The sequence below is a fragment of the Aeromonas sp. QDB14 genome (assembly GCF_027707845.1).
In the GTDB taxonomy this organism is placed as follows: Bacteria; Pseudomonadota; Gammaproteobacteria; order Enterobacterales; family Aeromonadaceae; genus Aeromonas; species Aeromonas caviae.
The window spans coordinates 13013-25015 of record NZ_JAPCJD010000008.1; the positions used below are offsets into that span (position 1 = coordinate 13013).

A 12003-nucleotide genomic window follows, 5' to 3' on the forward strand; every position below is an offset into this window, starting at 1 on the left:
GCTCCTTAAAAAAAGCCCCGGCAACTGGCCGGGGCTTTTGGGGTTATGCCGAGGTTCGGCAATTCAACTGGAGCAGGTTCAACTCTCGCAAGGCCACCGAGAACTTGGCGAACTCGTGCGTGCTCGTGGTCTTGAAGTCGGCCAACATGTGGGTCCAACGGGACAAGAGTTGCTCATGCTCCGAAATCCAGTCGGCCAGTATGGTAGCGCATTCCCCCTGCTCTTTGCACCCTTCCAGTACCACGGAGGTGAGGCTGCGTTGCTGCCAGTCCAGATCTTCGCGGAAGGAGGCCCGCGCCATCGCCTGCCAGTGGTTGCCCACCGGCTGATGGTTGATCTGTTCGAGGAACCAGTGCAGATCCAGCTTGGCACCCAGGCGGTAGTAGACGTTGGCAACCCGCAGGATGTCGGTCTTGTGCTCCGCGGCAATCTGCGCCAGATCCAGGCAGGAGAAGAGGCTGCTCATGTGGGCCACGCGACGGGCGATGGCCTCCGGCACCTGTTTCTCCATCAGGGCGGCGACCGCCTGGCTGTGTTCGGCCACTTCGCTCTCGTCCATTACCTCATAAAGGTGCTGACTCAGGGTCTCGAAGGCCGGGCGGAAGAAGGCGATGTTCTCGCCGATGCTCCAGCTGCGGTTGCGGGCGCGCAGGAACCAGCGGGTGGCGCGGCGTACGATGCGGCGGCTGTAGAACATCAGCTCGAGCTGGGTCTGGGCATCCACCCCGTTGTCACACCCTTCGATGTCGCGCCACAGCTGGTTGAGGCCAAACACCTCGCGCGCCATGGCGAAGCAGCAGGCCACTTCCGCCACCGAAGCACCGGTCTCGTCCTTCATCCGGCTGGCGAAGTTGAGCCCCATGTCGTTGACCAGCATGTTGGCCACCCGGGTCGCGATGATCTCGCCGCGCAGCGGGTGCTGGGCCAGGGCAGCGCCAAATTGCTGCTGCAACTGGGTCGGGAAGCTGGTGACCAGCATGTTGGCGAGGAAGGGCTCCTCGGTCACTTCCGGGCAGTTGAGCTGCTCTTTGAGCACCATCTTGCCGTAGGCCACCAGCACCGCCAGCTCGGGTCGGGTCAACCCCTGCCCTGCCGCCATCCGCTCGGAGAGCTCCTCGTCGGAGGGGAGGAACTCGAGCGCCCGGTCCAGCTTGCCTTCCCGCTCCAGCCCCTGGATGAAGCGCTGCTGCTCTTTCAGCTGCTCGGCACCACGGAAGGCGGTCACCGAGATGGATTGTGACTGGCGGTAGGCGTTGGTGATGACCACCTGGGCCACCGCATCCGTCATCTCGTAGAGCATCTGGTTGCGCTGCTTGAGGGTCAGGTCACCGGCCGCCACCAATTGGTTCAGCAGGATCTTGATGTTGACCTCGTTGTCGGAGCAATCCACCCCGCCCACGTTGTCGGTGAAGTCGGTGTTGATGCGACCACCCTGACTGGCGTACTCCACCCGGCCAAGCTGGGTGAAGCCCAGGTTGCCACCCTCGCCCACGATGCGGGCACGCAGGTCACGCCCATTGACCCGCAGCACGTCGTTGCTGCGATCCCCGACGTCGGCGTCGCTCTCGCGGGCGCTCTTCACATAGGTGCCGATGCCGCCGTTCCAGAGCAGGTCGACGTTCAGGCAGAGCAGCGCCTTGATCAGCTCGTTCGGGGCCATGCCGCTCTTGTCGGTGCCGAGCAGGGTCTGCATTTCCGGGCTCAGCTTGATGGACTTGGCAGAGCGCAGGAAGATGCCGCCCCCCTTGGAGATGAGCTCACGGTTGTAGTCATCCCAGCTCGAGCCCGGCAGCTCGAACAGGCGCTTGCGCTCGACGAAGCTCCTGGCCGCATCCGGGGTCGGGTCGACGAAGATGTGCATGTGGTTGAAGGCGCCCACCAGCTGGATGTGCTCGGAGAGCAGCATGCCGTTGCCGAACACGTCGCCGGCCATGTCGCCTATCCCCACGCAGGTGAAGTCGGTGGTCTGGCAGTTGATGCCAATCTCGCGGAAGTGGCGCTTGACCGATTCCCATGCGCCGCGGGCGGTGATGCCCATCTTCTTGTGGTCATAGCCGACCGAGCCGCCGGAGGCAAACGCATCGCCGAGCCAGTGGCCGTATTCGAGGCTGATTTCGTTGGCGATGTCGGAGAAGGTGGCGGTGCCCTTGTCGGCGGCCACGACCAGGTAATAATCATCCTCGTCGTGACGCACCACGGATTTTGGCGGGATCACCTCGCCCTGGATGATGTTGTCGGTCACATCGAGCAGGCCGCGGATGAACAGACGGTAGCAGGCCTTGCCCTCCTCCTGGATGACGGCACGGGGGGCGCCTGCCGGCATCTGCTTGCAATAGAAGCCGCCCTTGGCGCCCACCGGCACGATGACGGTGTTCTTCACCTGCTGGGCTTTCACCAGACCCAGCACTTCGGTGCGGAAGTCCTCCTTGCGATCGGACCAGCGCAGGCCGCCACGGGCCACCTTGCCCCAGCGCAGGTGTACCCCTTCCACTCGCGGGGAGTAGACGAAGATCTCGAACTTCGGCAGCGGCAGCGGCATATCGGTGATGCTGGAGGGGGCCAGCTTGAAGGAGATGTAGGGCTTGATGTTGCCCGCCTTGTCCAGCTGGTAGTAGTTGGTGCGCAGGGTGGCGTCGATCATCTCCACATAGCGGCGAATGATGCGATCGTCATCCAGGTTGGCGACCTGATCCAGCTTGGCCGCAAGCTCCTCGTGCAGCTTGGCCTGCACCTTGGCATCCTGCTTGATGGCCGGATCCAGGCGCTGTTCGAACAGAGTGAACAGCAGCTGGGCGATGTCCGGATAACGGGTCAGGGTCTCCTCGATATAGGACTGGCTGAAGGAGACGCCGGTCTGGCGCATGTATTTGGCATAGGCCCGCAGCACGGATACCTGACGACCGGTGAGGCCGGCCCCCAGCACCAGACGGTTGAAGCCGTCATCTTCCAGGGTCTTGTTCCAGATGGCGGCGAAGGCCTGCTGGAAGCGCTGCTGGCTCTGCTCCAGATCGAACGGTTGCTCGCCCCGCAGCAGCATGGAGAAATCGAGGATCCAGAACACCTCGCCGGTGGGGGTCCGTACCTGATACGGGGTCTCGCCGATGACGCGCAGCCCCATGTTTTCGAGCATGGGCAGGACGTCGGAGAGGTGGATGGGTTCGCTTCGGTGGAACAGCTTGAGGCGTACCCGGCGATCGTTCTCCTCCTCCTGGGCGCGGTAGAACAGCATGCCAAGCGGCTCGGCCTCGCTCAATCCATCCAGGGCCATGATGTCCGCCACGGCAGAGCCCGGCAGCACATCTTCCTTGTAGGCGCGGGGGAAGGCGGTGCTGAAACGGCGGCGCAGCTCGTTGCCGCGGGCCTCGCCATAGTGGGAAAGCAGCACGGAATCCAGGCGGTCATCCCAGCTGCGGGCCGCTTCAATCAGGTTGTTCTGTACTTCGTTCACATCCACATCCACGTTGTTGTTGTTGACCCGCACTATGTAGTGGGTCCGTGCCAGCACACCCTCGGTGAAGTAGACGTTGAACTCCACATCGATGCTGCTGCCAAAATATTTCTGCAAAATCTGCTGGGTCTTGACCCGCAGCGCCGTGTTGTAGCGCTCCTTGGTGACATAGACCATGCAGGAGAAGAAGCGGCCGTAGACGTCGCGGCGCACGAACAGGCGCAGCATGTCCCGCTCCTGCATCTCCAGCACCCCGAGACCGGTGGCCAGCAGCTCCTCTTCACGGGCCTGGATCAGCTCGTCGCGCGGGTAGGTTTCCAGCACGTTCAGCAGCGCCTTGTAGGCATGGGAGCCCGTTTCAAAGCCGGAGGCGACCATGATGCGCTCGAGGCGGTGGCTGATGAGGGGGATCTGGGTCGCACTGGTGTTGTAGATGGAGGAGGCATACAGGCCGATGAAGCGATCCTCTCCCACCACCTTGCCGTGCTCGTCGAAACGCTTGATGCCGATGTAGTCCACATAGGCCGGACGATGCACCCGGGATTTGCTGTTGGACTTGGTGAGGATCAGCAAGTCGGAACTGAGGGCCGCGTGACGGGCGCTGGCGGGCATGGTGCCGAGGCGCTGGCCTTCGTCCTTGATGGAGTTCTTCATCAGCCCCAGGCTGGACTCGGGCTGCGGCAGGATCTCGTGATCCCCCTCCACCGCCTTGACGTCGTAGCGACGATAACCCATCAGGGTGAAGTTGTGGGCGGCCACCCATTTGAGGAAGGCGACGCAGGAGTCCACCTCGGCCTGGCTGACCGGGTTCTTGCGTTTGGGCAGCTCCTCGATGATCTCGTTCAGGCGCGTCAGCATGGGCTGCCAGTCTCCCACCGCCAGGGCCACTTCCCGCGCCACCGAGTTGAGCTCGGCAGTCAGGGCGTCCATCTCCTCTTCACCGGTCAGGTGATCGATTTCGATGAGGAAGGCGGTTTCCACCGAGGTCTGCTCTGCGGTGTTGTCCAGATCCAGGATGGCGCCAATCTTGCCGCCTTCGCCGCGGATTAGGTGCAGCGGCTGGTGCAGCATCATGTGGGCGGTGATATTGAGACGCTTGAGCGCCATGCGGATGGAGTCCACCAGGAAGGGGGAATCCTGCAGGATGATCTCGACGATGGTATGGGGAGACTGCCATCCGTGGCGGGTCAGCTCGGGGTTGTAGACCCGGATATAGGGCTCGATGCCGGTGCGGTGGTTGAGGGCATTCCACAGACTGAGGGCGGCGCCATAGAGATCGCTGTCATTGCGGTCATGCAGATCAGTGCTGGCCATGTTGCCGTAGAACTTGGCAACGAAACATTCGACCAGGGAGGCACTGTTTTTCGGCAATTTCTGGTGGATCAGACTGAGAACGTTTTCGAGCAGAACGGAGGTAGGGGCGTCTTTCAATGCCATTGCTAGTTTCCTTATCGGACGACATCACAGACACGGCGACATCCACCCAGGATGCGCGCCGGTACAGAGTTGCAGCGAAGTGTAATGGCTTGGATCAAGGAAGGCGAGCAAAGGTGATAACGGGATGTTAAAAACAAGGGGCAGATCACGGCTTGGGTTGTGATAAATTTTGCCAAGTTGGCAAAATTCAGAAAATCCCACTGGATGCCGCGCCATTTACCGGATAGATAGTGACTTAAAGCAGATAATTACCCGGATTGATGTTCAAGTTTTGTTAATTTATGCGTTCCAGGGAAATGAAGCGATGATCATCCTGGGTTTTCAGTCGAAAGTAGCCGTGAACGCCGCTCTCCGACACAAAACGCCGGATTTTCTCCAACCCCAGCTCCAGGGTCAGACCCTGCTCGGTACGTACCACCAGGCGGTTCACCTGCCCCTGGTACATCAACATGATTTCGTCGCGGCCAAGGGAGAGCCGAAAAGTGTATTGCCTCATGTCACCTCCTGGTCATCCATGAAAAACGGGCAGGAGAGCCAGGCTCCCCTGCCCGCCATCGTGACGCTTACTGTGCCAGCGCCTTGCTCACCTTCTCGAACAGATCCCGCGCCAGCCCGTCCAGGTTGGCCAGGCGGGTCAGCTCGGCGCGAACCAGCGCCTTGCGCCCCTCATCGAGCCGCTTGAACTGGATAAGCGGGGTGATGAGGCGGGACGCCACCTGGGGATTGACCTCGTTGAGCTCGATCAAGAGATCGGTCAGGAAGTGATAGCCGCTGCCATCGGCAGCGTGGAACTGCACCTGGTTGTTCATGGCGAAGCTGCCGATGAGCGCCCGCAGCCGGTTCGGGTTGCGGATGCTGAAGGTCGGGTGCGCCATCGCCTGCTTCACGTCATGGAGCACATCCTTGGCCGGCTTGGCCCCCACCAACCGCAGCCAGTTGTCCAGTACCAGGCCATCATGGGCCCATTTGCCTTCGAAGTCGGCCAAGAGCGCGGCGCGGCACGGCAGCAGATGGCTGTTGGCCACCTGGAGCGCCGCCAGGGTGTCGGTCATGTTGTCGGCAGCCCCGTACTGCTCGCGCACCAGAGTATCGGCCTTCGCGGCATCCAGCGCCGCCAGATAACCCAGCACCACACCCTTGAGGGCCCGCTTGGCCATGTCGGCATGGACCACCTGATAAGCCGGCAGACGCAGGCTCTCGTAGCACGCCAGCAGGCGGTCGCCAAAGGCGTGGGCCAGAGCAGTCTGAATGCCGTTGCGCACCTGATGGATGGCGTCGATGTCGGCCACCTCGAACAGCTCGGCCAGGGTCGCCTCCCCCGGCAGGGCCAGGATCTCTGCCTTGAGGGCGGGATCCAGTGCAGCCTCGTCCAGAATGGCGACAAAGGCCGCCAGCAGGGTGTGGGAGAGTGCAATCTCCTGCCCGTGCTGCACCCGCGCAACCCCGTCGATCACCGCCTTATTGATCAGCATCTGGGCCGCATCCCAGCGGGCAAACTCGTTACGGGCATGGCGCATCAGGAAGGCCAGGGCCTCGTCGCTGTAGTCATAGTGCAGCTTGACCGGGGCGGAGAAGTCCCGCAGCAGGGAAGGTACTGGCCTGACCGGCACCCGATCGAATTCGAAAGTCTGCTGTGCTTCCAGCACGTCCAGCACATTGCCAATGGCCTTGCCCTGGTATTGCAGCGGGATGACGGCCCCCTGCTCATCGTAGAGCTCGATGTCGAGGGGGATATGCAGCGGCAGCTTTTGTGGCTGATCCTGGGTCGGCGGGGTGTGCTGGCTCACGTGCAGACGATAGACACCGCTTTCGGCATCGTATTCGTCGGTCACGGTGAGCTCGGGGGTGCCGGACTGGCTGTACCAGCGGCGGAAGCGAGCGAGATCCACCCCGGAGGCATCCTCCATCGCCTGCACGAAGTCGTCGCAGGTGGCGGCAGAGCCGTCGTGACGCTCGAAGTAGAGGCGCATGCCCGCCTGGAAGGCGTCCTCCCCCAGCAGGGTATGCATCATTCGGATCACTTCAGAGCCCTTCTCGTAGACGGTCAGGGTGTAGAAGTTGTTCATCTCGATCACCACATCCGGGCGGATGGGGTGGGCCATGGGGCCGGCATCTTCGGCAAACTGCGGACCGCGCACGGTGCGCACGTTGTTGATGCGGTTGACGCCGCGCGACCCCAGATCGGAAGAGAACTCCTGATCCCGGAACACCGTCAGCCCCTCCTTGAGGCTTAACTGGAACCAGTCGCGGCAGGTGACGCGGTTGCCGGTCCAGTTGTGGAAGTATTCGTGGCCGATCACCCGCTCGATGCCGTGGTAGTCCGCATCGGTGGCAGTGGCCGGGTTGGCCAGCACGAACTTGGAGTTGAAGATGTTGAGCCCCTTGTTCTCCATGGCCCCCATGTTGAAAAAGTCCACCGCCACGATCATGTAGATGTCGAGGTCATACTCGAGGCCGAAACGCTGCTCGTCCCAGCGCATGGAGTGGATGAGGCTCTCCATGGCGAAACCGGCGCGGTCCAGGTTGCCCTTGTCCACGAAGATCTCGAGCGCCACCTGGCGGCCGCTTTTGGTAATGAAGTGGTTGCGTTCCACATCGAAGTCACCGGCCACCAGGGCAAACAGGTAACTCGGTTTGGGGAAGGGATCCTGCCACTGCACGAAGTGGCGACCGTCGTCCAGATCGCCGCTCGCGACCTTGTTGCCATTGGAGAGCAGATAGGGGTACTTGGCCTTGTCGGCGGTGATGCGGGTACTGTAACGGGCCAGGATGTCCGGCCTGTCCATATAATAGGTGATACGACGAAAGCCCTCGGCCTCGCACTGGGTGCAATAGGCATCGCCGGATTTGTAGAGCCCCTCCAGCGCCGTGTTGGCGGCGGGATCGATGTCGGTGACCACGGTCAGCACGCACTCGGCCGGCAGGTTGAACAGGGTCAGGCAGCTCTCTCCCTGCTCGTATTGCTGATAGGGCACGCCATCCACACTGACGCTGACAAGGTCAAGCCCCTCGCCGTCTAGCACCAGGGGTTCATTGTGATCGCCGCTGCGACGCAAACGGGAGATGGCGGTGACCCGGGTCAGGGGCTCTTGCAGCTGAAAATCGAGATCCAGGCTGTCACACCAATAGAGGGGAGCCTGGTAATCCTGGCGATATTTGGCCGTCATGGCCTGAGGTTGTTCAGTCATTATTGTGTGCTTCCACGCTTTGTTATTGACGTGTCAGAGGCTGTCACAAGGCTCGGACAGGGTCAAATAGTTTGCATTCAGGCAAAAGAAAGGGCGACCCGAGTCGCCCTTGTCATTCCATTGCCAGCATCAGCTCTTCTTGCTGAGGGTGGCCAGATCCGCCGTGATGTTGGCCGCTTCCACCTGGTATTCGTCAGGTGCCTCGAAATCGGTCGGCAGTTCATCCAGGCTCTTCACCGTCGGCTTGCCAAGACGAGTCAGCCGCTCGTTGGCTCGCGCCAGCGCCTTCTCGTCCTGTTTGGCCTGTTCAGCCAGCCGCTCGGCTTCGTTCAGGGAGACCGACTTCTTGTCCTTGTCCGCCTGATACTCCTTGATGTCCTGCAGCACATAGGCAAATTCCGGATCCTTGGTGATCCGCGCCTCGTGGGCCGATTTCAGCTTGGGCAGCAGGCTGGAGAAGTCCCCCAGTCGCTCGTAGCTGGCCGAGGCGATCTTGTCCCAAGGCAACGCGTTGAACTCGCGGCTCTCCCCCGTCTCACCCGGCGCCACTGCGGTCGGGAAGGCGATATCGGGAGCAACCCCCTTGTTCTGGGTGCTGCCGCCATCGATACGGTAGAACTTGGCGATGGTGTACTGCACGTGACCCAGCGGCTGCTCGTAAAAGTCATAGACCTTGGCGAGGCTGCGATGCTGCTGCACCGTCCCCTTGCCGAACGAGTTTTCGCCGAGGATCAGCGCACGACCATAGTCCTGCATGGCGGCGGCGAAGATCTCGGACGCCGAAGCGCTGTAGCGGTCGATCATCACCGACATGGGGCCACCGTAGTAGACATTGCCGTCGTCGTCACCATTGACGGTGATGCGACCCATGTGATCACGGATCTGCACCACGGGGCCGCTGGCGAAGAAGAGACCGCTCAGGGCGGAGGCTTCCGTCAAGGCACCGCCGCCGTTGCCGCGCAGATCGACGATGAGGCCGTCGATCTTCTGCTTGTTGAGGCTGGAGATCTCCTTGATCACGTCGTCGTGCAGATTGACGTAGAAGCTCGGGATCTCGAGCACGCCGATCTTCTTGCCCTCGGCGGTGATCACCTTGGACTTGGCGGCTCTGTCTTCCAGACGCACCTTGTCACGCACCAGCTCCACCAGCTCGGTCTTGGCGGTCGCGCCCTTGCCGCGCTGGATCTCCAGCTTCACCTTGCTGCCCTTCGGCCCCTTGATGAGCTCGACCACGTCGTCAAGACGCCAGCCTATAACATCCACAATCTTGCCGTCGTCCTGCCCCACCCCGGTGATCTTGTCATCGGGTTTCAGGTGATTGGACTTGGCCGCCGGGCCGCCGGGCACCAGGGAGCGGATGACGGTGAAGTCATCTTCCGCCTGCAGCACGGCACCAATCCCCTCCAGCGAGAGGTTCATCTCGGTGTTGAACCGATCGGCGCTGCGTGGAGACAGATAGCTGGTGTGCGGTTCAATGGCGCGGGCGAAGGAGTTCATGAAGAGCTGGAACACGTCCTCGCTCTCGGTCTGGGACATCCGCTTGATGGCGTTGTTGTAACGCTTGCCAAGCAGCTCCTTGATCTCGGGCCACTCCTTGCCGCTGAGCTTCAGGCTCAGGGCATCGAACTTGACCCGCTGACGCCACAGCTCGTTGAGCTCGGCTTCATCCTTGGGCCAGGGAGCCCCTTCCCGATCGAAGACGTAATTGTCTTTCTGGGTAAAATCGAAGGGAGTGTCGAGCAGTTTGAGGGCGTATTCGAACCGCTCGTACCGCCGCTGCTGACTCAGGTTGAACATCTCGTAGGCCGGAGCCAGTCGTCCTCGCTCGAGGTCGGTGTCAAAACCGGTACGATATTTCTCAAAACGGCTGATGTCAGAGGCCAGAAACAGGTTGCGGCTGTAGTCCAGATTCTCCAGATACTTGTCAAAGATCACGGAGGAAAAGGCGTCGTCCAGCTTGAACTGTTTGTAGTGGGAGCGGGTAAACAGATTGGCAATTCGCTTGCTGGCCGTAGCATGTTGGCTCTCTTGAGCCAACACAGGCAAATCACTTTCCTTGAGCACCGGCTCGATGGCCTGTGCGAGCCCGGCAAGCGCCAGGCTACAGGCAACGAGTGAAAAACGAATCACGCCATGCTTCAACATTCGTCTCCTTAGAGAACCAGATGCTCGAACTTGACCCGCAACATCATGCCGGTCTGCAATTGAACCTGTACGTCATCCTTGGTCACTTCCTTGATGGTCGCAGGCACAGGGGACTTGCCCAGCACGACGCGCACGCCCTGCTCGACTTTCAGGGTAGCGGCATCCACTTTCACCAGCGGCGCATCGGCGACCGGTGCAGCCTTGGGAGCAGGGGCGGACTTGGGCTTGTCGGAGCGGGGAGCGTCAGCCTTGCGCGGCGCGTTGCGACGCGGCTGCTTGGGCTTGTCTTCCTTCTCCTTGGTGTTGGTGCGGCGGCTGGCAAAGACACGTTCCTTGCTCTCCTTGAGCGCCTGTTTGGCATGCTCGATGTGCTCTTCGGTGAGCAGCTCGCCCGGGTTGCCGTCCAGATCGACACGGGCCTGGCCAGCCTTGAGGCCATGCAGGTAACGCCAGCTGGAGGTGTATTGACGCAGAGCAGAGCGCAGCATGGTCTTGGAGACTCTCTCGTCATCAGCAAGACGCGCGGCCAGATCCTGGAAGATGCCAATCTTGAGTGGCTTGGCCTCTCCTTCAGCGATGAAGCAGGCCGGGAATTTCTCGACCAGGTAGGCGACGATCTCTTTACTGTTCTTCAGCTTTTCAGTGTTTTCCATGTATAACCTTGGCTTTCATATAGACGCACGGGCATGCCCGAACACAACAAAGGCCCCATTATAGAGAGCTTGGGACCTTTTGCGAACCATCTAGCAATGACTTAGAGCATGCTTTCCAAAATTTGCACCGTTTCTTCGAGGCCAATCCGGTCCTGCTCGTCAAAGCGGTTAAAAATTGGACTGTCGATGTCCAGCACCCCGATGATCTCCCCGCCACGGTGCAGCGGGATCACGATTTCCGAGTTGCTGGCACCATCGCACGCAATGTGCCCCGCGAACTGGTGAACGTCGTCCACCAGTTGGGTCTTGCCCTCGGCAACCGCAGTGCCACAGACGCCGCGCCCGACCGGGATGCGCACACAGGCTGGCTTGCCCTGGAACGGGCCGAGCACCAGGGTCTCGCCCTGCAGCAGGTAGAAACCAACCCAGTTGATGTCAGCCAGTTCCTGATTGAGCAGGGCAGACAGGTTTGCCAGGGTGGCGATCATGTCGGGTTCGCCCTCCAGCAATGCCTGGGCCTGCTGGTTGAGCGTGCGATAAAATGCTTGTTTTTCAATCATGATTAAATGAACTTCACTCCTTGATAATCAATGCAAGGTACCGTCCTGCCTGAAAATTTCAAATCAATTTTCAATTATCCCCCCTCCTGGGGCCCGATGAGAGTCCGTTCAACGTGCCGCGCCCAACGTCAGTTGATGGCGCTGGCCATTGCTCCACTCGATGGTCAGGAGCCAGTCCATCGCCTCGGTCGTACAACTTCCCACCTGGGTCACCCCTCGCCACCCCGTTTGGCTGGGTTCAAACAGCACGGGGATGAGCCCCATGAACATCTCCTTGCCCTCGAGCCAGGCCTTGACCGGCGTGATGGCCGGCACACCCCCTTGAAGGCGCAGGACAAAGTCATGTTCAGGGCGGATCGGCAAGCCATCGATGCTGACCGTCAGCGGGCGATCCCCGACGATGAGGCGGCAGGGGCTGTGGGACAGATCACAAATCTGAACATTGGTGCCCTCTGCATGGTCGCTTCCAGTGCCTGAAAACCAGGTTCGATAGGCCATCAGGGAGAGCAAAATGACCAGCACCATGGACAGGTGGACGATTTTGCGTGAAGTGAGTCTCTCTTTCATGAAAA

The 12003-nt window shown here is 60.8% G+C and carries 7 protein-coding genes; all 7 read right to left on the reverse strand.

The window, feature by feature from the left end; genetic code table 11:
• Positions 1-43 precede the first annotated feature (43 nt).
• The 7 genes from PG887_RS04145 to PG887_RS04175 all read right to left on the reverse strand — a co-directional run bounded on the left by PG887_RS04145 (position 44) and on the right by PG887_RS04175 (position 11998).
• Positions 44-4885: an NAD-glutamate dehydrogenase gene (locus PG887_RS04145; RefSeq protein WP_270821227.1), complete on the reverse strand. Its 4842-nt coding sequence runs from the start codon at positions 4883-4885 to the stop codon at positions 44-46.
• A gap of 274 nt (positions 4886-5159) precedes the next feature.
• Positions 5160-5381: a DUF2835 family protein gene (locus PG887_RS04150; RefSeq protein ID WP_010674767.1), complete on the reverse strand. Its 222-nt coding sequence runs from the start codon at positions 5379-5381 to the stop codon at positions 5160-5162.
• 67 nt (positions 5382-5448) lie between these two features.
• A complete protein-coding gene (gene pepN / locus PG887_RS04155) occupies positions 5449-8073 on the reverse strand; it encodes an aminopeptidase N (protein ID WP_270821228.1) in 2625 nt (874 codons plus the stop codon).
• Between the two features lie 129 nt (positions 8074-8202).
• The gene (gene prc, locus PG887_RS04160; protein ID WP_045524882.1) at positions 8203-10218 is read right to left on the reverse strand and encodes a carboxy terminal-processing peptidase; all 2016 of its coding nucleotides are present in this window, start codon (positions 10216-10218) and stop codon (positions 8203-8205) included.
• Positions 10219-10226: 8 nt separating this feature from the next.
• Positions 10227-10871: an RNA chaperone ProQ gene (proQ, locus tag PG887_RS04165; RefSeq protein WP_010674770.1), complete on the reverse strand. Its 645-nt coding sequence runs from the start codon at positions 10869-10871 to the stop codon at positions 10227-10229.
• 101 nt (positions 10872-10972) lie between these two features.
• Positions 10973-11431: a GAF domain-containing protein gene (locus tag PG887_RS04170; RefSeq protein WP_139736345.1), complete on the reverse strand. Its 459-nt coding sequence runs from the start codon at positions 11429-11431 to the stop codon at positions 10973-10975.
• A gap of 108 nt (positions 11432-11539) precedes the next feature.
• The gene (locus PG887_RS04175; protein ID WP_103243112.1) at positions 11540-11998 is read right to left on the reverse strand and encodes a hypothetical protein; all 459 of its coding nucleotides are present in this window, start codon (positions 11996-11998) and stop codon (positions 11540-11542) included.
• Positions 11999-12003 lie beyond the last annotated feature (5 nt).

What these genes read in the sequence shown, in the direction of transcription:
- PG887_RS04145 (WP_270821227.1), bottom strand. Translation starts at nt 4,885, where the DNA reads ATGGCATTGAAAGACGCCCCTACCTCCGTTCTGCTCGAAAACGTTCTC.
- PG887_RS04150 (WP_010674767.1), bottom strand. Translation starts at nt 5,381, where the DNA reads ATGAGGCAATACACTTTTCGGCTCTCCCTTGGCCGCGACGAAATCATG.
- pepN (WP_270821228.1), bottom strand. Translation starts at nt 8,073, where the DNA reads ATGACTGAACAACCTCAGGCCATGACGGCCAAATATCGCCAGGATTAC.
- prc (WP_045524882.1), bottom strand. Translation starts at nt 10,218, where the DNA reads ATGTTGAAGCATGGCGTGATTCGTTTTTCACTCGTTGCCTGTAGCCTG.
- proQ (WP_010674770.1), bottom strand. Translation starts at nt 10,871, where the DNA reads ATGGAAAACACTGAAAAGCTGAAGAACAGTAAAGAGATCGTCGCCTAC.
- PG887_RS04170 (WP_139736345.1), bottom strand. Translation starts at nt 11,431, where the DNA reads ATGATTGAAAAACAAGCATTTTATCGCACGCTCAACCAGCAGGCCCAG.
- PG887_RS04175 (WP_103243112.1), bottom strand. Translation starts at nt 11,998, where the DNA reads ATGAAAGAGAGACTCACTTCACGCAAAATCGTCCACCTGTCCATGGTG.